Raw genomic sequence first — 25,209 nt, forward strand, 5'->3', positions numbered from 1 at the left:
GCTGGCCGAACGTATCAACGGCATTCTGAAAGGCGAGTTCTTGCTGAATCGACCTGCAGACCTGAAACAGGCGAGCAAAATGGTGGCGCAATCGGTGCGGATATACAACCAGGAACGACCACATACGACCTTGAAGTACAAAACGCCCGATGCGGTGCATCGGGCGTTTGTGCAGCAATAAATACTGTCAACCTATTTTAGGACTGGACACCTGCATCCGGCGTTTTATCCTGCGGATAAAACGCCGGACGCAAAAAAGCCGGCCCGAAGGCCGGCTTTCTCTAGTGCTGGGTGCTAATTACTTAGCAGCCGATGCAGCAGCCGAAGCGGCAGCAGCAGCGTCCGAAGCGGCCGAAGCAGCGCTCGAAGCAGCAGCAGCAGCGTCGGTAGCGGCCGAAGCAGCAGCGTCAGCAGCAGCAGCTGGAGCAGCTTCAACTGCTGGTGCTGGTGCTGGGGTTTCAACTACTGGTGCTGGTGCAGGAGCTTCTTCTTTTTTGCTGCAAGCAGCCAGAGCAACAACCATCAGGGAGGCGATCAGCAGGGATTTTTTCATTTGTTTTCCTTAATTATTTCAAAAAATAAATCAATATTGTTGCGATGAATAATTACCGGTAATTATCGCTCGTTAGGTCGTCTTCGAAGGCTTTTCGTACCAGGTGGTGCCTGCCAGACAACGGAAACTTCCTAACCGAATATTATAGCGATTTTTGGTGCGTCGCAATAGGAGCAAGAGGCAAATTCGCAACTATTTTGTGATATCGCAATATTTGCCGAAGCAAATTGCAAGCAAGTGTAAGCGATTTGCGAAAGCGCGACAAAACGATATAAAAATAATATGTTTCATTGCGCTGGCGCAGAAGCTGTTATTTTACCTACTGTAATACCACTTTGCTACGACACGCTCATTCAAGCCAGTTCGATCCAGCCATCCTGATACCAGGTATACAAAGCATCCATCACGTCATCGGACGCCTGGGCCACGGCGGCGCCATCGAGGGCGCGTTCGTTGGCCAAGGTTTCCAGGGCCGTTTTGTCGGCCTTGCCAATGGCAAACGATTCGCCATTGATGAAGACATTCTTGCCACGATACAGCATCAGCGTCTTGCGCGACAACACGACACCCTTTTTCTGTGCGGCGTCCGCGAAGCGGCCCACCGTCAGCGGCTTGGACAGCGGCGTGAAAAACACGTTGTGCTTCGGTTCCGACAGGTGTTCGCCCAGGAAAATGGTCACGTCTTCTTCCGTGAAGCGCACCTTGTTCATTTCTTCCGCGATGGTGCTGAGCATTTCACGGGGGATTTCCGCCGGCTTGCCCGACGCTTTCAGGTCGGGATCGCTGTAAATGCCCGGCAAGTCGATCGAATCGGCCATGAATTGCAGGAACGCTTCGCCCAGTTCCTGGAACGTGGGCGAGCGGAAACCGATCGAATACGTCTGGCAGTCGCCGATGGCCACGCCGTCGTGCGCGTAGTGGGGCGGCAGATACAGCATGTCGCCCGGTTCCAGCGTGAATTCTTCGTCGGGCGTGAAGTTGCTGAGGATTTTCAGCGGCAAGCCGTCGATGAGGCTCAGGTCCTTCTGCGCGCCGATGCGCCAGTGGCGCTTGCCCTGGCCTTGCAGCAGGAACACGTCGTAGGAATCGAAATGCGGGCCCACGCCGCCGCCATCGGTGGCGAAGCTGACCATCAGGTCGTCCAGGCGCGCGTCGGGCAGGAAGCGGAACTGGCGCAGCAGGGCATCTGCCTTGGCGCTGTGCAAGTTGGCGCCCTGCACCAGCAAGGTCCATTCCTTCTGTTTCAGCGAGGGCAGGCTGGTCAGCGGACCTTGCTGCATGTTCCAGTGTCCATCCGCATGGCTGACCAGACGCGATTCGACGTGGTCAAGGGCAGCCAGCTCGGTCAGGGCCTTGACATCGAACAGCGCCTTGAAGCCAGGCACGGCTTGACGGATCAACAAGGGTTTTTTATGCCAGTAGTCGCGCAGGAATTGCGCCGGCGTGATATCGCCGAGGAGAGTTAATTTTTTCATGCGCCCATTATAACAACCGGAAATGCAGGAATGCGCCTGCCGTTGGCGGCGTGAAGGTATAATTTGCCAGCTTATACAATGAAAGGAAGCATAATGAAGATTGCCAAAAATACGGTCGTGACTGTCAACTACAAACTGTCAGACGCGCAAGACAATCTGATCGAAGACGGCCGTCAGCCGATGGTCTACCTGCACGGTGATTATGAAAACACCCTGCCGAAGATCGAAGAAGAGCTCGACGGCAAGGAAGTTGGCTATTCCAACACGATCCAGATCGAACCGGATGATGCTTTCGGTGAATACGATCCCGCCCTGGTCAAGGTCGAGCCACGCAATCGCCTGCCTGAGCCGCTGGAAGTGGGCATGCAGTTCGAAGGCATGCCGGAAAGCGATTCGCCGGACGAAGAAGCGATGATCTTCACCGTGACCGATATCGCCGACGACAAAGTCGTGCTGGACGGCAACCATCCACTGGCCGGCATCGCGCTGCGCTTCTCGCTGACCGTCGCTGACGTGCGCGAAGCCACCGAAGAAGAAATCGCCCATGGCCACGTGCATGGCGCACACGGCCACGACCATGGCGATGAAGATGATGAAGGCGAAGAGGGCGATCACTTTCGCACCCACCCGATCCACTGAGGACTCCTGACCAAACCTACTGCGCGCAGCGGGGCACGGCCGGCGATGCTCACCGTACTTTAAGTACGGTTGCGCTTCTCGGCCACGCCGCGCAGCTGCTCGCGACGGTTTTGTCAGGCATCGTAACGCTGGTGGGTAACACCCGACCAAACCTGCTGCGCGGCGCGCTTTGCGGCGGGCGATGCTCACCGTACTAGAGTACGGTTGCGCTTCTCGGCCACAAATCACTGCCGCTCGCTACGGTTTTGTCAGGCGTCGTGACGTTTGTTGGTCGTAACGCCTGTTGTTTGTTAGATAAAGGCTGGCTGCGTGCCGGCCTTTATCTATTGCGGCGCACGTTTATCGGCGCACAGTCGACGCCCTGGCGCGCGCTTGCGCCGATGGGCGGGTGGCACGTTGACGTACCTCAAAGAATGGCGTCTTGCCGGGCCGTACGGCGATGGCGGACCAGTCGTTGTCGATGCTGACGTGGCCCAGGTTGCCTTTCCAGCTGATTTTTGGCGCGTCCGTCCTGGTCGCAGCCTTTTTGTTTTTGCCTTCCTTGCCGTCCGCTTCGGCTTCGCGCTGCGTATCGATCAATAACACCTTGCCGCTGAACTTCTTCGCCAGGGTGCGCACCTGCTTGCGCGGTCCGGCAAAACCATCCTGTTTAGAACTAAAGCTGGGCAGCAGCGAATTGTCGTCTTCATCGAGCACGCCCATGTCGCCATCGGAAAACAGCACGATGCCGTCGAGTTTCTTGCGTTGTGCCATGGCGAACAGGCGCTGCAGCCAGGAACGGTTGGCGACCAGCCGGTCTTCGAATTCGCTGTTGCGGCCGGCTTCTGGCAGGAAATGGTTGTTATTCGCGGGCAGGTTGATGGTGGCAAACAGCACGCCGCCGTACTCCCAGTGGGCATTTTCCGCATAGCTGCGGAATTTCGCCGTCGATGACAATCGCGACAGGGTCAGCTTGCGCTGGCCCAGGCTCTGGTCGTCGGCGAAATACACGTCGCGCAGGCGGTTCAGGCGCTCGATGGCGTTGATGCGGCCGCGCGAATTGCGGCAGTTGGCCCAGTCGCTGGCCGACAGCGAGACGATCAGCGGCGGACCGCTGGCGTCCAGCAAGTCCTTGCGTTGGCTGTACAGCTTGTCGCTGCACGATTCGCTGGCGGCCTTGATGCCGGTGGCCACGACGAAGGACGCGTTGAAAGCGCTGGTGTCCGCGATGGCTTTTTTCAGGGGGCCATCGTCGGGCCCCGCGTTGAAGGAATGGCCCAGCACGGCAAACTCGAAGCCGGCCTGGTCGCCCGGGCCGGCCAGCGCCGCTTGCCATGGCAGGCTGACGGCCAGCAAGCCGGCGGCCAGCAGGCGGATCGTGCCGCGCCGGATCGTCATGCGGCGGCCAGCCGTTTCAACTGATACAGCTGCTCCAGCGCATCGCGCGGCGTGAGCGCGTCGGGATCGAGGTCGGCGATGGCGTCGAGCAGGGCTTGCTGTGCCGCGTTCAGCGCCGCCAGCGGCGCCGTTGCCTCTTCTTCTTCCTGCGCATACGGATCGGCGGCCGGGGCGGCGAACAGGTCGCGCTGCGGCGTGGCGTCGAGCGCCTGCGCTTCCAGGCGCGCCAGGTGCTTGCGCGCCGCCTTGATCACGGGCTGCGGCACGCCGGCCAGCTGCGCCACCTGCAAGCCGTAGCTTTGCGAGGCGGGACCGGCTTGCACGGCGTGCAGGAAGACGATGCTGTCCTTGTGCTCGACGGCGGACAGATGCACGTTGGCTGCGCTCGGATGGCTGTCCGGCAATTGCGTCAGCTCAAAGTAATGCGTGGCGAACAGAGTGAAACTGCGGCTGCTGTCGATCAGATGGCGCGCGATGGCCCAGGCCAGGGCCAGGCCGTCGAAGGTCGAAGTACCGCGGCCCACTTCATCCATCAGCACCAGCGAATGCTCGGTGGCGCCGTTCAAAATCGCTGCCGATTCCGTCATTTCCACCATGAAGGTCGAGCGTCCGCCGGCCAGGTCGTCGGTGGCGCCGATACGCGTGAAGATGCGGTCGATGGGGCCGATGGTGGCGGACGCTGCCGGCACGTAGCTGCCCACGTAGGCCAGCAGGGTGATCAATGCCACCTGGCGCATGAAGGTCGATTTACCGCCCATGTTCGGGCCGGTAATCAGCAGCAGGCGGCGTTCGTTGACGAGGCGGCAATCGTTGGCGATGAAGCGTTCGATCTGCTTTTCCACCACGGGGTGGCGGCCTTCGACGATGTTGATGCACGGCTCGTCGACCAGTTGCGGCGCGGCCCAGTTGTGCTGCTGCGCATGTTCCGTCAGCGCGTTCAGGGTGTCGAGCTGGGCCAGGCCCTGCGAAATCGTCTGCAAGGTGCCGATGTGCGGCGCCAGGTCGGCCAGCAGCAGGTCGTACAGCAGCTTTTCGCGCACGAGGGCCTTGTCTTGCGCCGACAGGGCCTTGTCTTCGAACACTTTGAGTTCCGGCGTGATGTAGCGCTCGGCGTTTTTCAGGGTCTGGCGGCGGCGGTAGTCGTCCGGCACCTTGTCCGTCTGGCCGTGCGTGACTTCGATATAGAAGCCGTGCACCTTGTTGTATTCGACGCGCAGGTTGGCGATGCCCGTGCGGGCCCGTTCGCGCGTTTCCAGGTCGAGCAGGAACTGGCCCGCGTTTTCCGACAGCGCGCGCAGTTCATCGAGTTCCGCATCGAAGCCGGTGGCGAACACGCCGCCGTCGCGCACCATGGCGGCAGGTTCCTGCGCCACGGCGCGCACCAGCAAGTCCAGACAGGCGGCCGGCGTGGCCAGGGCTCCGTGGATGGCGGCCAGCAAACCACTTTCGCCGCCTTGGCCAGGACCATAACAACGGACCACGTCGCCGCGCAGGGCCGGCAGTTGCAGCAGGCCGTCGCGCAGGGCGGCCAGGTCGCGCGGACGCGCCGACAGCAGGGCGATGCGTGTGGTGATGCGTTCGATATCGGGTACTTGCGCCAGCGTGGCGGCGAGCGGACCGGCCGCTTCGCTTTGCGCCAGCGCGGCAATCGCTTCATGGCGCGCGCGCGCCACGTTCTGGTCGCGCCGCGCATGGTGCAGCCAGTGGCGCAGCATGCGCGAACCCATGGCCGTGCGGCAATGATCCAGCAGAGAGAACAAGGTCGGCGATTCCTGCCCGCGGATGGTTTCCGTCAATTCCAGGTTGCGGCGCGTGGCCGCGTCCAGGCCGATGAATTCGCTTTCCGTTTCCGTCGTCAAGGAGCGCACGTGCTGCAAGCCCCGCCCTTGCGTCGATTGCGCATAGCGCAGCAGCGCGCCGGCCGCGCCGAACGCGGCGCCGAGGCCATCGGCGCCAAAGCCCGTCAGGGTCGCCACGCCCAATTGATCGAGCAGCGCCTTGTGGCCGCCCACCACGTCGAAATGCCAGTCCGGCACGCGGTTGATGTGGGTGCCCGCATAGTCGTCGAACAGGTTGCCGTTGTCGCCGCTGAGAATTTCAGCGGGCACGATGCGTTCCAATTCCTGCTGCAGGCGCGCCGCCACGGTGGCGCTGTCGCCGGAAAACTCCATCAGTTTCAAGGCGCCGCTGGCCAGCGACAGCCAGGCCAGACCCGTCGTCACTGTCTTGCGCTGCGTGATGCTGCACATGGCCAGCAGCGGGCGTTCGGCCTTTTCGGGCAGCAAGTCCGCATCCGTCAGGGTGCCGGGCGTGACCACGCGCATGACCTTGCGTTCGACGGGCCCCTTGCTGGTGGCCGGATCGCCGATCTGTTCGCAAATGGCCACCGACTCGCCCAGCTTGACCAGCTTGGCCAGATAGCCGTCGAGCGAGTGAAACGGCACGCCGCACATCTTGATGGGGTTGCCGCTGGCCACGCCGCGCGCCGTCAGGGTGATGCCCAGCAGGCGTGAGGCTTTCTCCGCATCCTCGAAGAACAGCTCGTAGAAATCGCCCATGCGGTAGAAGACCAACATCGTCGGGTGGTTTTCCTTGATGCCTAAATATTGTTGCATCATGGGCGTGAGCTTTTCAGCCGAATTCTTCTTTGCCGCGGCGGCGTTGATTTCTTTTGGGACGGTGGTCATGTGTTCTTTGTCGTTGGTCCGGCGGCAGGAAAACGCATGCCTGCCGGGCTGTGTGTGGTGCTGTTGTGCGTGCCAGGCCGCGCCAGTGGAGCGGAGCTTGGGTTCAAGGCCGTCATTTTACCGCTTTCGGCGGGCGGGGCGGGGTATTGCGTGCGGATGTGAAAAAGCCGCGCTCGTGGAGGCGCGGCTTGTATATCCGGTAGCACTTACTGTTGTTCGAAAAGTGTCCGTCGGTGGCTGTACGGATTACGTATCGGTGTGGCCACCGATCGATGCTTCCGGATCAAAACTGAAGACGCGCAGTTCCGGGAGGTCTTGCTCGCCTCGCATGATGCGTACGGTCAGTACGAACGAGAGTTCCCAGCGACCCTTGCTCTGACCCACGTCAAGGTTGTGTTTCCATTCCTGGCGGATGCGGCGCAGATCGGGCACGGCAGGGTCTGGCGGCAGCAAATGGGAATCGAAATCGAGGGGCAGCTGATAGGTGGCGCCAGCGGCTTGCAGGAATGGCGACGGCAGCGAATAGCGGGTGGGGACGTCGGGGCCGATCTGGGTGAGCTGAGGTACGCTGATCAGGCAGCAATCGACGATTTGGAAGGAAGTGAAACCACTGTCTTTGCTGCCACAGCAATTGACTTCCAGGTAGACGTGCTGGCCCTGCTGGAAGTGTACGCCACCCATGTAGGGACCGTGGCGCGGGTCGGCGCTGCCGTCGCAGGACGTAAATGCATAGTCGAGTTGGTTTGTGATCTGGTCTGCATCAAAGTGGACCGATAACTTCATCCAGGGTTTTTCATACGTCATGTTTTCCGGTTTCTTTCCATATTAATAAGTAATTTCTGATAGCGAGCATCTCGCCGTAGTGTCAACAGATCGGGAGCAGATTCGATCAGGTTGAGAGGGTAGCCGCGTTCTATGGCCTGCTGCAACGCCGCCATCGCTTCATTGCGCTTGCCTATCAGTTCATAGGTCAGTGCGGCCCTAAAATGGATGTCTGGCAATGTGGGAGCAAGCTGGACAGCTTGTGTTACGTGCTTCAGCGCATCGTCTTGCGAGCCCGCATAGGCTGAATATAGTGCCAGCCGCGAATTGATTTTTGGGTCGTCTGGCGAGCGGCGTAGCATCACTTGAATCAGCGTAATTGCGCGCCGGTAAGAGTCTCGTGATAACTCAATCTGTCCGGGCACCCACCGCTGGGCATCCGCCAAGTTCGCCCATAGCAGGTAGTTGCCGGGACTGCCTTTAGTTTCTGAGACGGCATTTTTAAATGCCTGCACTGCTCCCAGATAGTCGCCTCGATTAAACAGGGCATTGCCAAGGTTGGTATACAGTTCCCAGTCGGGATGCACCTGCAATCCTTGCTGCAGAACCTGCAGGGCTTCGTCATTGCGATTCAGACGGTCAAGTGTGCCGCTGAGTTGGGCATAGGAATTGGCCACATGCGGGTCCATCTGTATGGCTGTCCGAAAGAGCTTTTCAGCCTCCGTGTAATTGCCAAGGTTATAGTGCAGCTTGCCCAGGATGGAAATGAAAGGGCGATCACGGGGATACAGCGCGATGGCCTTGCCAAGTATTTCCTGAGCCAGGTCAAATTTTTGTGCATGGATGAGTAGGCGCGCCTTACCATACATGCCCAGCAGATTGTTTGGTTCAAGGTTCAAGGCTGCCGTGATTTCCTGCATCGCTTGCGGGCGTTTGCCTTGATATTCCAGAACCCAGGCCTGTGCCACATGAGCAAGCGCCAGCTGATCGTCGGCTACCAATGCCTGTTTTGCCGCGATGTCCGCGCGTTGCAGCCAGGTTTCATCGCGGCCACCACCAATATAGCGCAACGTGAAAGCCAGTGACAGGCCGGCATTTGCAGCAGCATGCTCTGGATTGTGTTTAAGGATGGCACTGAAATGCTCAATGGCCAATGTCTTACTGCTATCCTGATCAAGCATGCGCAACGCTTCCATCCCCGCTGCCATACTGGCCATTTCCGAATACGGCGCGGGCGCTTTTTCGCCCGTGACGAACGACTTGACGGCAGGAATGATATTGGGCAGCTGCCATCCCGCCACTACCGCCAGCAGCGCCACGCCCGCGCCCCATTTAAGCGTGCGCTTGCGGGGCAGGGGCAGGCGGATAGAGACGCTGGTGGGCGGTTCTTCCTTCGCGGGCGTTTCGTCAGCAAGGGGCGTGGCTGATGTAGCCGGCTCGCCGCGCTGCCCGCCTATCGCCTCGCGCACATCGCGCATGGTGCGTGGCCGTTCGGCCGGATCGTGCGCCGTCATCGCGCGCACGAGGGCGTTGATGGCGGGCGGGACGGAGTCCGGCAGGTCGGGCCACGGCTCCGTCGCCTGCATGTGGGCGGCGGCCAGGGCCAGGCCGTTCAGGTGGGCGAAGTGGCGCTGGCCGGCCAGCATTTCGTACAGCATGGCGCCCAAGGCATACACGTCGCCGCGCGTGTCGGGCAGGCGGCCCATCAGGCGCTCGGGCGCCATGTAGGCGATCGTGCCCTGCAGGTCGCACAGAGTGGTCGTTTGCGTGGCTTGCGGGTCGATGTGGCGCGCCAGGCCGAAGTCGAGGATGCGCACCTTGCCGTTTTCTTCCAGCATCAGGTTCGATGGTTTCAGGTCGCCATGGACCAAGTCCATCGCATGCGCCTCGTCCATGGCGTCGGCGATTTGGTAGGCGATGTCGAGCGCCGACTGCAGGTCAGCCTTGCCGCTGTGCATGAACTGCCCCAGGGTCTGGCCTTCGACCAGTTCCATGACGATGGACTGGCTCGTGCCCTGGCCCTCGATGGCGAAAATGCGTACGAAGGCTGCGTGCCTGAGCGAGGCGGCCAGGCGCGCTTCATTGATGAGTTTTTCGGGATGCAGCACATCGGCTTGCGGTTTCAGCTGCTTCAGCGCCACGCTACGGCACAGCTTGGCATCCCACGCTTCGAATACATGGCCGAAACCGCCTTCGCCCAGCAAGCGGCGCACTTCGTAGTGCCCGCTGATCGTGTCGTCTTGCGACGGGGTCTGACGCAGGGAGTCGAGCAGTTCCATATACCTTGGCTTCAGAGTGCATCAAGGTGCGCAGCAGGCATCGGGAAGGGAATTGCGATGGCTGTGTGCGCAAAATGATTGATTTTGAGTAACTTCCTGATTTAAAACGATTGTTTCGAATAAGTCAATTAGTATTGACAAGGAGTGAATAAAAGCTGCTGGCAGTCGCCTTTGCGCGCTTCCGCTGCAGGCAGGCGCGGCTACGCTACGCAGGCATCAATGGCCATGCCCAGCTTGTCGACGATTTCCTCGACGTGGCTGGCGTCGATGATGTAGGGCGGCGCCAGCAGGATGTGGTCGCCGTGCAGGCCGTCGATGGTGCCGCCCATGGGGTAGCACATCAGTCCGTTTTGCATGGCTTGCGCCTTGATGCGCGCGTGCAGGCGGCAGGCCGGGTCGAACGGCTGCTTGCCGGCGCGGTCCTGCACCAGTTCCAGCCCCAGGAACAGGCCGCGGCCGCGGATGTCGCCCACGTGCGGGTGCTCGTCGAAACGCTGGCGCAGCCGCTCCTGCAGCAAGCCGCCCATGGCGCGCACGTTGGCCAATAAATCGCGCTCCTCGATCTGTTGCTGCACGGCCAGCGCGGCGGCGCACGCGGTGGCATGGCCGATATACGTGTGGCCGTGCTGGAAGAAGCCCGTGCCGGCGCGGATGGTCTCGCGAATATCCTGGGACACCATCACGGCGCCGATGGGCTGGTAGCCGGCGCCCAGGCCCTTGGCGATGCAGATCAGGTCGGCCGTGATGGCTTCCTGCTCGCAGGCGAACAGGCTGCCCGTGCGCCCCATGCCGCACATGACTTCGTCGAGGATCAGCAGGATGCCGTGTCGCTGGCAGATGGCGCGCATGCGCGCAAAATAGCCGGCCACGGCGGGCAGGGCGCCGGCCGTGGCGCCGACGACGGGTTCGGCGATGAAGGCCATGACGTTCTCCGCGCCCAGTGCGGCGATATTGTCTTCCAGCTCCTGGCTCAGGCGCGCCACGTAGTCGCCATCCGTTTCATGCGCCTGCTGGTCGCGCCAGGCATAGCAGGGTGATACGTGGGTCACGCCAATCAGCAGCGGTTCGAACTGCTGGCGCCGCCAGGCGTTGCCGCCCGTGGCCAGCGCGCCCAGGGTGTTGCCGTGATAGCTCTGGCGGCGCGCGATGACGTGGCGGCGCTGCGGCTGGCCCCGCTCGACGAAATACTGGCGCGCCATTTTCAGCGCGCTTTCCACCGCTTCCGAGCCGCCCGAGACAAAATACACGCTGTCGATGCCGGCAGGCGCCCGCGCGACGAGGAAATCGGCCAGCTGCTCCATCGGTGCGCTGGTGAAAAACGCGCTGTGCGCGTACGCCATCGTGGCAATCTGCCGCTGCACGGCGGCGGTCACGGCCGCATCCGAATGGCCGAGGCAGGAGACGGCCGCGCCGCCGCAGGCGTCCAGGTAGCGCTTGCCGTCGGCATCGATCAGGTAGGGACCGTCGCCGCCCGTGGCGACAGGGTAGGTGGCGGTCAGGCTGCGGTGGAAGACATGGCTCATGGCATCGCTTTCTTATCGGCAAAGGGGGGGAATGGCCGATTATAGGAGGCGTTGCGCCGCATTGCAACGATTGATGTATTTTGTTTTAATTTACATCATTCGATGTTTAGGCATAGGCGCCCAGCGCCCGCAGCTGGCTTTCCGCCGCGCCGATGGCCGTGACGGCATCCGGTCCCGCGCGCGCCACCAGCAATTCCACCAGGCTTTCCACGGCCGCGATGCCGGCCACGATGGAAGGGAAGAACGAGGGGCTGTCGACGGCGATGACGATGCTGGCGTCGGCCTGCAGGGCCAGCGGCGACATGGCGCTGTCGCTGATGGCGATGAGTTGGCAGCCCGCCTGGCGCGCCGTCTGCGCCACCAGCAGCGCTTCGCTCGAATACGGCGCGAAGCTGACGATGACGACGGCTTCGCCCGCCTGCAGGGCGCGCAAGTCCATTTCCAGCGTGCCGCCCTGGCCGCTCAGCAGCTGCACGCTGGGGCGCAGCAGCCGGTACAGGTAGTGCAGGGTGTAGGCGATCGGATGGGCGGCGCGAAAGCCGGCCACGTGCACGCGGGGCGCCGCCTGCAGCAGGCTGGCGGCCGCGTCCAGGGCGGCGTGGTTGGCGCTTTCCGTGGCGGCCAGGTTGCGCTGCTGCGCCGTGAACACTTCCGTGACCAGGTCGCGCTCTTTCCCCTCTTTGCCGGCCAGCGCGCCCGCCTTTGCCGCATAGCCGGCCTGGCCCGCGCGCAGGCGTTCGACGAAGATGGCTTTCAGTTCGGGCCAGCCGGCAAAGCCCAGCTGCTGCGCCAGGCGCACGAGGGCGGCCGACTGCACCTGCGCGCGCGCGGCGATGCTGCGCATCGATGAGACGGCCACTTCGTCCGGATGGTCGGCCAGGTAGCGGGCACCGGCCTGGAATTGCGGGCTCAGTTCCGCATGGCGCGCCTTGATCAGGTCCATCAGTGCCGCATAGGAGTCGGGGGGTGTCGCTGCCTGCATCGCCGTGCCTCATGTAGTAGGTTGCGGCGATGGTACAGGATTCGTCAGCGCGCCGGTAGCGGCGCGCCTTGCACCCGGGCGGCCGTGCGCGGACGCAGGCGTGCAAACAGGTGCGGCCCGGCCGGCTGGCGACGCAGTCCCGTCGTCAGCACGCGCAAGGCGGTGGGCAGCGGCACGTCGTGGCAATGCAAAAACAGGGCGGCGGCGCCCGTGCCGGCCATTTCCTGCAAGTCCAGCGCATGTTCGACCAGCGCCGCCGTGCGCATGTCGAGCCGTACCGGGATGTCGGGTTGAAATAACTGTATATCGACGTGCCGTGCATCGCGCATGCTGTCCCCCGCCGGGTTCGCTGGTCAAGCTGCCAGCATAAAAGCGCCCGGGCGCCACCACTTTGCGCCAGATCAATTCCTATGGCGGATAGATTCCACAAAGCAAAAAAAACGCCAACCGTTGCCGGCTGGCGCTGAAAACCCTCGCAAGGAAGAAAGGGGGGGGGGGATATGAGTTAGTAGCTCCAGCGGACGGACAAGCCGACGACCTTGTCATAGCGCCGCACATCGCGCACATAGTCGGGCGTGTCGTGGTAGTCGCGGTAGGTCGAGTCGAGCAGGTTGTTCGCGTCCAGCGTCACCGTGGTGTTCGGATTGAGCTTGTACGAGACCGATGCGTCCAGGGTCTTGGTCGGGGCCACGGTCAGGTGGATGCCCTTGCCGCGGTAGTTGTAGTCGTCGACATATTTGTCGCGCCAGCTGTAGGCCAGGCGCGCCGACCACGGTCCCTGTTCGTACAGGCCGACGATATTGGCCGACCACTTCGACATGCCCGTGAACGGGTGCACGCTGCCATTCAACTCTTCCAGTTCGCCCGTCATGTAGGTGGCGTTCGCCTGCAGACCCAGGCCGCTCATCCAGCCGGGCAGCTTGTCGTAGAACTGCTGGTAAGCCATTTCCAGACCTTGCAGATGGCCCTTCGAGGTGTTGCGCGGACGCGTGATGTCGTACTCGATGCCGCCGTACGTTTCCTTGGCCGAGCCGGAGAGGATGTAGTTCTTGAAGTTGTGGCGGAACACGGTGGCCGTGACGGAACCCGTTTGGGCGAAATACCATTCCAGCGCTGCATCGAGGTTCTTGCCTTCCACGGGTTTGAGGTCGGGATTGCCGCCGCTGCCAGTCGGGCGCACCATTTCCAGGCTCTGGCCCAGGCTCACGCCGGGGTTGAAGTCGGCGAAGTTCGGGCGCTGCACGGCTTTGCCGGCGGTCAGGCGGGCGACCAGGTCCTGGCGCAGCAGGGCTTTCAGGGTCAGGCTGGGCAGCACGTCCGTATCCGACGTCTTCACGCGCACGGGCGTGACGATGCCGTTTTGCGAGGAATTGCCTTGCAAGTCCTGCTTGGTCTGCACCACGCGCACGCCCAGCGTGCCATCGACCGGTACCTGCGCCAGGTCAAAGCCGATGCGCGCCTTGCCGTAGACGGCATTGGTTTTTTCCACATCCTTGTAGTGGGTCATCGGATCGTCCGGGCTGCGTTCGCTGCTGCCCGTAAACAGCTGGCGCAGCGCGGCCGTGTTGTTGAGCATGAAGTCGCGGCAGGGCGTGAGCCAGCTTTGCAGGCCGAAGTTACCCGTGTTCTCGTGCGAGGCGCAAGCCAGGCCGGGAATCGCGTCCGCAGTCATAATCGACGTCAACCCGCCCTGGCCATTTTTTTCGCGGATCGATTCGGCCTTGCGCTTGGCCAGGCGCACGCCGCCCGAAAATTCGCGGAAAAAGCCCGTGCTGTCCATGTCGTAGGTAAGGTCGCCGCGCCAGTCGGTCGAGCTGCCTTCGTCGTGGCTGTGGTTATCGTAGAAGCCGAGCAGCGTGTAGTTCTTCGGGTCCAGCATGTTGTAGCCGGGGTAGCTGATCTGCGCGCCGCCGTTGACGTTCGTGCTGCCGATCACGCTGGTCGGGTGGGCGAGGAAGTCGAGGATGGGAAATTCGCGCTCGAAGTTGCTCACCGTGCGCGCCAGTTCCGTCGTGGCGCGCAGCTGCGGCGTGATGTCCCAGCGCGCGCCGATGGCGCCTTGCGAACCGATCGAGCGGTCGCGCCGCGCCTGGGTCGAACCCAGGGTAAACGGCGACCACGGGCCGTCGATCTTGCCTACCGTGGCCGCCTGGCTGGTACCGGGGATCAGGGTGATGTCCGGGTTCTGGCCCCAGGGCAGAGAACCGACGAAGAACTGGCTGTCGAACGCATGCTTGATCAGGGTCGACATGCCTTCCGCATACACTTCCACCTGCGAGTTCGGGCGCCACTGGAAAGCGGCGTTGGCCGCGTAGCGCTTGCGGTCGCCCACGGTCGGGATCATGCCGACGGAATCGGGGCCCGTGATATTGCCCGCTTCGGGGCGCTTGACGGGTTCGGCGTTCCAGATCGTCTCGTCATAGTATCTGCCGCGCTGGTAGGACAGGCCGAGCAGGGCGCCGAATTCGCCGTACGGGGTCTTCCAGCGGTTCGAGACCATGCCGCTGACGTTCGGGTCCGTCGAGCCGGCCTTGTCGCGGTGTTCGGCGCGCACATTGCCCGATGCCGTAAAGCCCTTGAAGTCGAACGGGCGGTTGGTGCGCACGTCGATCACGCCGGCCGTGCCGCCTTCGACCATGTCGGCGCCCTGCGATTTGTACACGTCCACGCGCTGCAGCATGGCCGTCGGAATGTCGGCCAGGTACAGGCTGCGGCCCACCGAGGTGAACATCTCGCGGCCGTTGAGCAGGGTCACCACGCCGGGCAAGCCGCGGATGATCACGGTGCCCGCCTCGCCGCTTTCGCGGCGGATCTGCACGCCCGTCACGCGGCCGAGGATTTCGGCCACGTTCTTGTCGGGGAATTTGCCGATTTCATCGGCGACGATGGAGTCGACCACCTGGTCGTTGTTTTTCTTGATCGTCTGCGCGCTCTGTGCCGCCCTGCGCACGCCCGTAACGGCGACGACGGCGATGCCGCTGTCGGCTGCCACCGCCGGTGCTGTTTCTGCTACTTCTGCCGCTGGTGTTTCTGCGGCGGGCGCCTGTTGCGCCCAGACGGACGCGCTGCTCAGCAGGCCGGCGCCGGCCAGCGCGGCCACCGTGGCCTTCAAGGTCAGACGTGTGTTGTGCCGGGACGTGCGGGTGCCCGTTGCCATCGATTGCTTCATCTTGTCTCCACCTGTATTTTAGTTATGTTGAGAACGCTGCGGCAGTCGCCGCCAGAGCTGGAACCTGCTCAAGAAACATGGTAGGTGGGAATGACTTTGCCCCACAAATGACTTCTTTTGCGAAGTCAATATCAATTCCGGTATCCCTGCTGCATTCATGCGCCCTGGCGGCGCACCCAGGCATCGCTGTTCGCTGCCGATGAAATGCGCGCCGGTGCGCCGGCCGCGCAGGGGCGAAAAAAAAGGCGGCCCGCAGGCCGCCCTTGTGCGCAGTTGGCGCGCTTACGCTTCGGCGACGCGCATGGCGATGTGCGCCAGCGCTTCTTCCACCTGGTCGATCAGGATCAGGCACAGATCGCCTTCGTTCAAACGCGCCAGGGCCTTGTCGATGGCGACGAATTCGCCGTTGATTTCATCGATATGGCTGGTGCGCTTGGCGCCGTCCAGGCCCTGGCGCAGCAATGCCACCACTTCGCCGTCGGCGCGGCCGCGCTGGCACTGGTCCTGGTACAGCAGCACGTCGTCGAAGGCGGCGCCGAGGATTTCCGTCTGCTGACGGATGTCTTCGTCGCGACGGTCGCCTGCGCCGCTGATGACCACCGAGCGGCGCTTGGCCGGCATGCTTTCGACGGCCTGCACCAGCGCCAGGATGGCGTCCGGATTGTGGCCGTAGTCGGCGATCAGGGTGGCGCCACGATAGTCGAACACGTTGAAGCGGCCCGGCGCGTTGTCGGCTTCATTGGCAAAGGTTTTCAGGCCCAGCGCGATGGTTTTCCAGTCCAGGCCCACGGCCCAGGCGGCGGCTAGCGACGCCATGACGTTGTCTACCTGGAAGCCGATGGCGCCGTTGCGCGTGATGGGCACCTGCGACAGGGCGATTTCGTGGCGTTCCTTGCCTTGCGCCGCGACCAGCTTGCCGTCTTCCACGTACACGACGCGGTTGCCCTGCGCGCGGTGCGTGGCCATCACGGGATGCGTCTTGTCGGCGGCGAAGAAGGTCACCGTGCCGCTGCAATTCTTGGCCATGCGGGCCACGGCCGGGTCGGTGGCGTTCAGCACGGCCACGCCGCTGTCGGCCACGTTCTGCACGATCACGCGCTTCAATACCGCCAGGTCTTCCACGGTGGTGATGTAGTTCAGGCCCAGGTGGTCGCCCGCGCCGATGTTGGTCACTACAGCGACCTGGCAGCGGTCGAAGGCCAGGCCTTCGCGCAGCATGCCGCCGCGCGCCGTCTCGAACACGGCCGCGTCCACGTCCGGGTGCAGCAGCACGTTGCGCGCGCTGCGCGGGCCGCTGCAGTCGCCGCTGTCGATCTGGCGTCCTTCGATGTACACGCCATCCGTGTTCGTCATGCCGGTGCGCAGGCCGGAGGTGGTCAGCAGGTGGGCGATCAGGCGCACGGTGGTGGTCTTGCCGTTGGTGCCGGTGACGGCGACGACGGGAATGCGGCCATCGTCGCCTTCGGCGAACATGGCGGCGATGATGGCTTCGCCGACGGGACGCGGCTTGCCGAACGACGGCGCCAGGTGCATGCGCAAACCCGGTGCTGCGTTGACTTCGACAATGCCGGCGTTCTGCTCTTCCAGCGGTTTCAGAATGCTGTCGGAAACGACGTCCACACCGCAGATATCGAGGCCCACCATGTGCGCGGCCGCGACGGCGCGCGCCGCCACTTCCGGATGCACGTCGACGGTGACGTCGGTGGCCGAGCCGCCCGTCGACAGGTTGGCGTTATTGCGCAAGATCACGCGCTGGCCCACGGGCGGCACGGAGTCGGCCACGTAGCCCTGCTTGGCCAGGCTGGCCAGGGCGATGTCGTCGAAGCGGATTTTCGTCAGCGAGGTGGCGTGGCCGCTGCCGCGGCGCGGGTCCAGGTTGACCTGATCGACCAGTTCGCGCACCGTGTGCTGGCCGTCGCCCACGACTTGCGGCGGGTCGCGGCGGGCCGCTGCCACCATCTTGTTGCCGATGACGAGCAAGCGGAAATCGTGGCCCGGCAGATAGCGTTCGACGAGGATGTCGTCGCGGAATTCCTGCGCCGCGAGGAAGCCGGCCGTCAGTTGCTCGCGCGTGGTGACATTGACGGTAACGCCTTTGCCCTGGTTGCCATCCTTCGGTTTCACGACGACGGGCAGGCCGATCTCGCAGGCGGCGGCCCAGGCGTCGTCCGCGTCGACGGCGACACGGCCTTGCGGCACGGGCACGCCGGCCGAATCGAGCAATTTCTTCGTCAGTTCCTTGTCCTGCGCGATGGCTTCGGCGATGGCGCTGGTGCCGTCCATTTCGGCGGCCTGGATCTTGCGCTGCTTGCTGCCCCAGCCGAACGTCACCAGGCTGCCTTCGGTCAGGCGGCGGAACGGGATGTTGCGGGCCACGGCGGCGTTGACGATGGCGCCCGTCGAAGGACCCAGGCGCACGTCTTCATCGAGTTCCTGCAGCTGGTGCAGGGCGCCGGCCAGGTCGAACGGCGCGTCGTCGAGCGCGGCGCGGCACAGCTGCTGCGCCAGTTCCAGGGCCAGGCGGCCGACGGCTTCTTCCGAGTATTCGACGACGACCTGGAAGATGCCCGTTTCCAGGGTCGGCGTGGTGCGGCTGAAGGTGACGGGACAGCCGGCTTGCGCCTGCAGGCCCAGCGCCGCCAGTTCCAGCACCTGCGCCATCGGCGCGGCGTTGTAATTGCCCAGCGGTTGCAGCGGGCTCAGTTGCGGAAAGAGTGCGCGCAGGCGGGCTTCGAAGCCGGGCAGCTGGGCGATGTCGAGTTCCTGCGTGGTGCAGGAAACAATGGCTTCCACGGCGGTGTCGTGGCTCCAGAGGTTAGGGCCCCGCAAGGCCCGTACGCGAGATACTTCCATAATTAAACCGTAATCCTGTTGTGTTCTTGTGGGCCCGGCCGTAGCCGGGCTTGAGTCTTAATTCCCGATGCAGCCGGGGGCCGCGTCGAAGGTGCGCAGGCCCGCGCAAATCAGGTCGACGGGCAGGTTCAGGGCCCAGGCGGCGGCCGCGACGGCCAGTACGCTGTCGACATTGCCGGCCGTGGCCGGTTTCAGCAGGTCCAGGCACAGCAGGACCGTTTCGATGCCGCCTTCGGCCAGCACGATGTGGTTGCCGCGCACGAATACGGCGCGCTGGCCGGCGGCCAGTTGCGCCGCGATGGCGGGCAAGCTGCCATCCTGCGCATACAGGGTCACCGTGCCGTCGCACAGTTCGGCCAGTTCCAGCACGTGCGCGTTGGCGGCGTTGAGCACGGCCACGCCCGTCGGCACGACCACGTCGACTTGGCTGCGCACGGCCTTGTACAGGCCCGCTTCGTCCAGCACGTCGAAATCCTTGACGCTATCGAGGCTGCCCATGTCCGTGACGACGCCGATCTGGCACTTGTCGTAGGCCAGGCCTTCGGCCAGGATCATGCGCGGATTGCTCTCGAACAGGGCCGTCTGCACGGTGCGGTTGAGCAGCAGGCGCTGGCCCGCGTCCCAGTTCACGCAATCGCTGCTGACGACGCGGCGCTGGTCCAGATACATGCCTTCGCTGCAGACGGCGCCCGTGTGCAGGCCCGACAGATTGAGCAGTTTGCACAGCATGCGCACGATCAGGCTGGTGCCGCGCGTGCCCGTCACGCCAATCAGCGGAATGCGGCCCGTTTCCTCGGCCGCGAACAGGTGGTCGACGATGGCCGCGCCGACAGGGCGGGGCTGGCCCACGCCTGGCTTGATGTGCGCCAGCAGGCCGGGACTGGCATTGACTTCGATGATGGCGCCGCGCTGCTCTTCCAGCGGACGCGTGATGTCGGTGGTGACCAGGTCGATGCCGGCGATATCGAGGCCGACCACGCGCGCGGCCAGCAGGGCTGCATGTACGACGGACGGGTGCACGTCGTCCGTGACGTCGATGGCCACGTTGCCGTTCGGCTGGATCAGCACTTTCTGGCCGGCCTGCGGCACGGACAGGGCGGTCATGCCCTGGCGCTGCAGTTCGAGGATGATCTCGCCCGATTCATGCGGCTTGACGGTGCCCAGCGGGAAATCCTCGCCTTCGCCGCGGCGCGGATCGATATTGATCTGCGTATTGACCAGTTCCAGCACGCTGGAAGTGCCATCGCCGTCGACCCACAAGGATTCGCCCTTGGCGGCCGCGATCAGCTTGTTGCCGACGACGAGCAGACGGTGTTCGTCGCCCGTGATGAAGCTTTCCACCAGCACGGCCGAGCTGTCGCCCTTGCGCGCGGCCAGTTCATAGGCGGCCTTGACGTCCGCTTCCGTCATCAGGTTCAGCGACACGCCGCGGCCATGGTTGCCGTCATACGGCTTGACGACGACGGGCACGCCGATGTCCTGCGCTTCTTCCCAGGCCGCTTCGGCGCTGCGCACCAGGCTGCCTTCGGGCACGCGCACGCCGCACGATTTGAGCAGGAATTTGGTCAGATCCTTGTCGCTGGCGATGCCTTCGGCAATCGCGCTGGTGCGGTCCGTTTCGGCCGTCCAGATGCGGCGCTGCGCGGCGCCGTGGCCCAGCTGCACCAGGTTGCCGTCGTTCAGGCGCAAGGAAGGGATGCGGCGCTCGGTGGCGGCATCGACGATGCTCGCCGTGCTCGGGCCCAGGCAGCGCGAGTCGACCATGTCGCGCAGCGGCGCCAGGGCCGCTTCCAGGTCGTAGGCTTCATCATTGATGGCGGCCATCAGCAGTTCGCGCGCGGTCGCCAGGGCGGCGCGGCCCACGTGCTCTTCGCGCGTGCGGAAGGCCATCTTGTAGACGCCGCGCTGGCTGGTCGAGCGCGTCTGGCCGAAGCCCGTGCGCATGCCGGCCAGGTTTTGCAGTTCCAGCACCACGTGTTCGAGGATGTGGGCCGACCATGTGCCTTCGCGCAGGCGCTCGAAAAAGCCGCCCCGTTCGCCCACGCCGCAGCGGTGCTCGATCATGCCGGGCAGCCATGCCACCAGGCGCTCGTACAGGCCGGGCAGGGTGTTCGATGGGTAATCTTCCAGTTCGCCGATGTCGACCCAGGCTTCAATCACCGGGCGGTAAGTCCAGATGTTGGGGCCGCGCAAGTGGGTGACGCGGACGAATTCGATGTTCTTCTTCTTGATCATGTAAGTGGTTTCTTGATAACAAGCCAGGCGTCTGGGCGCCAGATACTTTATGTTGGCTTTACAGAGTCTTTTCAGGCTCGTGCTTGGTTCTTTATCCCGGGTATGCGCAGTGTGCCACTTTTAGCGGCCTCTTGTCGCGTTTGCTTCTCGTATTCTGCTGGTGTTGTCATTCTAATTGTTACTAATTGTTGCCATACTTGTTATAAAGTTACCGACTCCGGGCTAAGCTGGAGCATTTGCGCAACAGCGGGCTGTTGTATACTTGCCCCTGTACGATGGCCGCGCATTTTTTTGCTCCGTTTTGCCATCATTCATTACCTGCAGGCATCCATTCGATACAATACAGGAAATTGCCACTGGTGCATCTACCTCGCCATCGCGCAATACACAAACATTGATCGGGCGTCTGCCCCATCCCCCAAATCCCGCCCTGAAGGGCTTGGCCTCGAGCCGGAGTATGCTTTACGATGACAACTGAACTGAGTGTTCCTGCAACAACTATTCCCCTTACCTCGCTGCCGGAACACTGGCTGGCGGAAGTGGAAAGCAAGCTTTCTCCAGGGGAGAACGTTTTAAGTAGCGTTGAGGTTGACCTCGATGCGCGATTACGTTTCACAAAAGGCATAATTGTTGTCACAGAGAAGCGTTTACTGGCCCGTTCCCCGGGCGATACCACCTGGAAAAGTTGGTCTTTCCGCCATGGACTGCGCCTGACGCACCATGACCACGCCGGCGTCGGCCACCTGGAATTGTTCGACGACCACGGCCGCCTGGCGTCGTGGCGTTTTACCCTGGGCCAGAATCTGCATGCGATCCGCGTGCTGGAACAGTTCGTTGAGCGCCTCGACAGCCACCTGACGGGCCAGCCCGTGCTGGAAGCGGAGCAGGAAGTGTGTCCAAGCTGCAAGGCGCCTCTGGAGCCGGAGCAGGAAGAATGTCCGATCTGCGCCAAGGTGCTGCATACGCCGCCATCGACCTGGACCCTGTTCCGCCTGTGGCGCTTCGCGCACCCTTACCGTGGCCAGCTGGCCCTGGGCTTCATGCTGATGCTGCTGAGCACCGCCGCGCACATGATTCCGCCCTACCTGACGGCGCCGCTGATGGACAATGTGCTGATTCCGTATCAGAACGGCAAGCATATCGATCCGTGGCTGGTGGTGTACTACATGAGCGGCTTGCTCGGTTCGGCCCTGCTGGCCTGGCTGCTGGGCTGGGGCAAGACCTATGTGCTGGCCCTGGTGTCCGAACGCATGGGCGCCGACTTGCGCTCGGCCACGTATGAACACCTGATGAAGCTGTCGCTGGAATTTTTCGGCGGCAAGCGCACGGGCGACCTGATGGCGCGCATCGGCAGCGGCAGCGACCGCATCTGCGTCTTCCTCTCGCTGCACTTGCTCGATTTCGCTTCCGACGTGCTGATGATCATCATGACGGGCGTGATCTTGTGGTCGATGAATCCGTGGCTGGCCATCATGACCCTGGCGCCGCTGCCGTTCATCGCGTGGATGATCCACCTGGTGCGCGACCGCTTGCGCACGGGCTTTGAAAAGATCGACCGCGTGTGGAGCGAAGTGACCAACGTGCTGGCCGATACCATCCCTGGCATCCGCGTGGTGAAGGCGTTTGCGCAGGAAAAACGCGAAGCGGCCCGCTTCCGCGACGCCAATGCGCACAACCTGGCCGTCAACGACAAACTCAATAAAGTCTGGTCGCTGTTCTCGCCCACTGTTTCCTTCCTGACGGAGATGGGCTTGCTGGTCATCTGGTGCTTCGGCATCTGGCAACTGTCGCGCGGCGAAATTACCGTCGGCGTGCTGACCGCCTTCATCGCCTACAGCACGCGTTTCTATGGCCGCCTCGATTCGATGAGTCGCATCGTCTCCGTGACGCAGAAATCGGCGTCCGCCGCCAAGCGCATCTTCGACATCCTCGACCACGTGTCGAGCGTGCCGGAACCGGCGCAACCGGTCAAACTGGAGAAGATCGAAGGCCGCATCGACCTGCGCGAAGTCGGTTTCCGTTATGGCAACCGCGCCGTCAACCGCGGCATCACCCTGAACATCAAGGCGGGTGAGATGATCGGCCTGGTGGGCCACAGCGGTTCGGGCAAGAGCACGCTGGTCAACCTGATCTGCCGTTTCTACGACGTGTCGGAAGGGGCGATCTTGCTCGACGGCGTCGACATCCGTTCGTTCGCCGTGTCCGATTACCGCCGCAATATCGGCCTGGTGCTGCAGGAACCGTTCCTGTTCTTCGGCACCATCGCGGAAAATATCGCCTACGGCAAGCCGCATGCGACGCGCCAGGAAATCATCGCCGCCGCGCGCGCCGCGCATGCGCACGAATTCATCCTGCGCCTGCCGCAAGGCTACGATTCGATGGTGGGCGAGCGTGGCCAGGGCTTGTCCGGCGGCGAACGCCAGCGCATCTCGATCGCCCGCGCCCTGCTGATCGACCCGCGCATCCTGATCATGGATGAAGCGACATCGTCGGTCGATTCGGAAACGGAAAAAGAGATCCAGAAGGCGCTCGACAATCTGGTGCAGGGCCGCACGACGATCGCCATCGCGCACAGGCTGTCGACCCTGCACCGGGCCGACCGTCTGGTGGTGCTGGACCGTGGCCAGGTCGTCGAAGTGGGCAGTCACGATGAACTGATGGCGAAAGAGGGCGCCTATTTCCGCCTCTACGAAGCACAGGCGCGCAACAACGAACTCGCCCTGGATGACAAGGAATAAGCATGGCCAGCACAACTTTTACATTACACCGCGACCCCTTCGGCAAGCTGGTGATGACGGACGCGGACGGCCAGGTCTTTGAAGGCGTGGCGCCCGTGCGCGCCTTCCCTATCCAGTCGCCGGACGAAGGCATTTCTCTGGTGCTGGGCAACGGCAAGGAAGTGGCGTGGATCGACCGCCTCGACGCCTTGCCGGAGCCGGCGCGCAGCCTGCTGCGGGAGGAGCTGGAAGGACGCGAATTCATGCCCGAGATCGCGAGGGTGAAAAGCGTCTCCAGCTTCGCCACGCCATGCACCTGGCATGTCGACACGGACCGGGGCGAGACGCAATTCGTGCTGAAAGGCGAAGAAGACATCCGCCGCATCGGCGCCGCGTCGCTCTTGATCGCCGACAACCACGGCATCCACTTTTTGATACGCGACATGTTTAATATTGACAAGACGACGCGCAAGATACTCGACCGCTTCCTGTAACACCGGCATGGAGCGTCTGCGAAAAAGCATCAATCGGTATATGGCGATTGGTGCTTTTTCTTCTTCAGGCTATTGCAGTGCATGATTTGTTCGTGCTATTCAAGGCGTGCATACTGTAAAACGACAAACTTCTTGATGCGCTAAAATTCCTTTATTCTACTTTCTCGAAATAATGGGGCCGGGGCTGCTTGTGCAGAACTCGGCTTTTTATTTTTTGAGTTGTCTAGTGCGGAAATTGGTCGTTCATTGAAATTTCATTAAATAGGATGTTTGAGGAAGGGAAAGAGTTTATTTTCATGATACATTTCTATTTTTGAATTAGATGTTAATTCATTAAAATTTCGTGCGACTTATCCTGTCAGGCGATGTAGTGCAAGCCGCTCTTGTTGCTATCGGAGACTGTGTGGCTATGAAGATTGCGGCTGCGACCTGAATTCATGAATTTTTCACATTGAGGAAATTGAATGAAGAAATATGCTTTGTTATCTTGCCTGTTAATTGCCGGCAGTGCGCATGCGGCGTGGGTGCCACGGGTAACGGCCGTGACGTACATCGTCACTGTCCATTATGCAGGTGGCAGTGTCGCCTATTCAGAGAAGCGGATAGACCAAGGGCCGGTAACCAGGTTTGCGGATCAGATTATCAATGGTCCCTATAGCTTGGAAAAAACGCTGAATACTTTTCTGAAGCAGCAGGCGACCAATAATGGTGTGCAGTTCTACTCCGGGAAAGTGACAGGCAGCTTGCTGTTTACGCTGGCACCTGCGGCAGATGGTACTGTTGGTATTACAGTGCAAGCACCACGCTATCAAACTCTGATGGGATATTCAGGCAAGAAATATGGCATCAGTTTTCGCTGCACTAATAGTGCAGCCATCGATAATTTCACCATCAATGCACAGATGGGATCTCCGCAAGGCTCGGGCCAGATATTGCCAGGCATGGGAGTTTCAGGAAATCCTTCGTCGTCGACCGATTGCGACTCCAATCTCGGATGGATATTGCCAGTGATCGGAGACTATATTGTAAATCTTGGTAGCTCCAAGATCGATGATGCCATCGTCGCTGGCTTGAATCAGACCATCGCCGGTGTCGCGACCCCATTTTTCAAGCGCGATCAGAATTATCTGACGGCACTCAATAATCTGATACCGCGAGATAAATCGGTATCCCTGCCCGGCGGAGGAAGTTTTCCTATCGGCCAATACGTTCAGGATAATCTGGCTTATTTGCTGGCGAATAGTAAAATCACCATGCAGATAGACAAGGGCGTCATCTTGTCTGATTTGACTGATGAGACCAAGTGGTCCGCTACCGCCAATATCGTGAAGTTGACGCTGACTTCGCCAGCCATTTCATTTTCTGTCGATTTGCAGGAACAAGACGATTTGCAGTGGATTTGGGACAAGAAGTGCGGGGGAAGATATGGAACCGACTGTAACATTCCGTGACCGTAACTGAGTC

The 25,209-nt window shown here is 62.0% G+C and carries 17 protein-coding genes; 5 read left to right on the forward strand and 12 right to left on the reverse strand.

The genetic code is table 11. The annotated features are described in order from the left end of the window. On the forward strand, positions 1–181 hold a 181-nt coding region (locus CSQ95_RS14445), incomplete at its 5' end, for an integrase core domain-containing protein (protein ID WP_143449976.1). A 117-nt stretch (positions 182–298) separates the two neighbouring features. On the opposite strand, the gene CSQ95_RS14450 is transcribed toward CSQ95_RS14445, so the two are convergent. Further along, positions 299–553, reverse strand: coding sequence for a hypothetical protein (locus CSQ95_RS14450; RefSeq protein ID WP_071650198.1), 255 nt, complete (start codon positions 551–553; stop codon positions 299–301). A gap of 353 nt (positions 554–906) precedes the next feature. Beyond that, positions 907–2,028, reverse strand: a complete 1,122-nt coding sequence (locus tag CSQ95_RS14455; RefSeq protein WP_099410007.1) for a cupin domain-containing protein — start codon at positions 2,026–2,028, stop codon at positions 907–909. Between the two features lie 93 nt (positions 2,029–2,121). Between CSQ95_RS14455 and CSQ95_RS14460 the strand changes: the two genes are divergently transcribed. Continuing rightward, on the forward strand, positions 2,122–2,667 hold the full coding sequence (locus tag CSQ95_RS14460; protein WP_070221423.1) for a peptidylprolyl isomerase: 546 nt from the start codon (positions 2,122–2,124) through the stop codon (positions 2,665–2,667). 339 nt (positions 2,668–3,006) lie between these two features. On the opposite strand, the gene CSQ95_RS14465 is transcribed toward CSQ95_RS14460, so the two are convergent. From CSQ95_RS14465 to cphA (CSQ95_RS14510), 10 genes are all read right to left on the reverse strand, one after another. Next, positions 3,007–4,044 (reverse strand): hypothetical protein, encoded by a 1,038-nt coding sequence (locus tag CSQ95_RS14465; RefSeq protein WP_099410008.1) that lies wholly within the window; start codon positions 4,042–4,044, stop codon positions 3,007–3,009. Continuing rightward, the gene (gene mutS, locus CSQ95_RS14470; RefSeq protein WP_099410009.1) at positions 4,041–6,731 is read right to left on the reverse strand and encodes a DNA mismatch repair protein MutS; all 2,691 of its coding nucleotides are present in this window, start codon (positions 6,729–6,731) and stop codon (positions 4,041–4,043) included. The genes CSQ95_RS14465 and mutS overlap by 4 nt, the downstream gene beginning before the upstream one ends. A gap of 246 nt (positions 6,732–6,977) precedes the next feature. Continuing rightward, positions 6,978–7,514 carry a hypothetical protein gene (locus CSQ95_RS14475; protein ID WP_143449977.1) on the reverse strand — a complete coding sequence of 179 codons (537 nt, stop codon included), beginning with the start codon at positions 7,512–7,514 and terminating at the stop codon, positions 6,978–6,980. Between the two features lie 17 nt (positions 7,515–7,531). After that, a complete protein-coding gene (locus tag CSQ95_RS14480; protein ID WP_099410011.1) occupies positions 7,532–9,772 on the reverse strand; it encodes a serine/threonine-protein kinase in 2,241 nt (746 codons plus the stop codon). A 200-nt stretch (positions 9,773–9,972) separates the two neighbouring features. Next, the gene (locus tag CSQ95_RS14485) at positions 9,973–11,295 is read right to left on the reverse strand and encodes an aspartate aminotransferase family protein (protein ID WP_099410012.1); all 1,323 of its coding nucleotides are present in this window, start codon (positions 11,293–11,295) and stop codon (positions 9,973–9,975) included. Positions 11,296–11,401: 106 nt separating this feature from the next. Next, positions 11,402–12,277, reverse strand: a complete 876-nt coding sequence (locus CSQ95_RS14490) for a MurR/RpiR family transcriptional regulator (protein ID WP_099410013.1) — start codon at positions 12,275–12,277, stop codon at positions 11,402–11,404. 44 nt (positions 12,278–12,321) lie between these two features. Beyond that, positions 12,322–12,606: a hypothetical protein gene (locus tag CSQ95_RS14495; RefSeq protein ID WP_099410014.1), complete on the reverse strand. Its 285-nt coding sequence runs from the start codon at positions 12,604–12,606 to the stop codon at positions 12,322–12,324. Between the two features lie 176 nt (positions 12,607–12,782). Then, positions 12,783–15,446, reverse strand: a complete 2,664-nt coding sequence (locus CSQ95_RS14500) for a TonB-dependent receptor (protein ID WP_257218053.1) — start codon at positions 15,444–15,446, stop codon at positions 12,783–12,785. Between the two features lie 282 nt (positions 15,447–15,728). After that, positions 15,729–18,299: a cyanophycin synthetase gene (gene cphA, locus CSQ95_RS14505; protein ID WP_099410015.1), complete on the reverse strand. Its 2,571-nt coding sequence runs from the start codon at positions 18,297–18,299 to the stop codon at positions 15,729–15,731. 57 nt (positions 18,300–18,356) lie between these two features. Continuing rightward, on the reverse strand, positions 18,357–20,534 hold the full coding sequence (gene cphA, locus CSQ95_RS14510; protein WP_099410016.1) for a cyanophycin synthetase: 2,178 nt from the start codon (positions 20,532–20,534) through the stop codon (positions 18,357–18,359). 467 nt (positions 20,535–21,001) lie between these two features. On the opposite strand from cphA (CSQ95_RS14510), the gene CSQ95_RS14515 reads away from it, so the two are divergent. From CSQ95_RS14515 to CSQ95_RS14525, 3 genes are all read left to right on the forward strand, one after another. Beyond that, positions 21,002–23,272, forward strand: a complete 2,271-nt coding sequence (locus CSQ95_RS14515; protein WP_083286938.1) for an ABC transporter ATP-binding protein — start codon at positions 21,002–21,004, stop codon at positions 23,270–23,272. 2 nt (positions 23,273–23,274) lie between these two features. Continuing rightward, entirely contained in the window at positions 23,275–23,745 is a 471-nt protein-coding gene (locus tag CSQ95_RS14520) for a DUF1854 domain-containing protein (RefSeq protein ID WP_099410017.1), read from the forward strand. Positions 23,746–24,209: 464 nt separating this feature from the next. Further along, positions 24,210–25,196, forward strand: coding sequence for a hypothetical protein (locus CSQ95_RS14525; RefSeq protein WP_099410018.1), 987 nt, complete (start codon positions 24,210–24,212; stop codon positions 25,194–25,196). Positions 25,197–25,209 lie beyond the last annotated feature (13 nt).

It is taken from the genome of Janthinobacterium sp. BJB304 (assembly GCF_002735765.1).
Classification (GTDB): Bacteria; Pseudomonadota; Gammaproteobacteria; order Burkholderiales; family Burkholderiaceae_D; genus Janthinobacterium.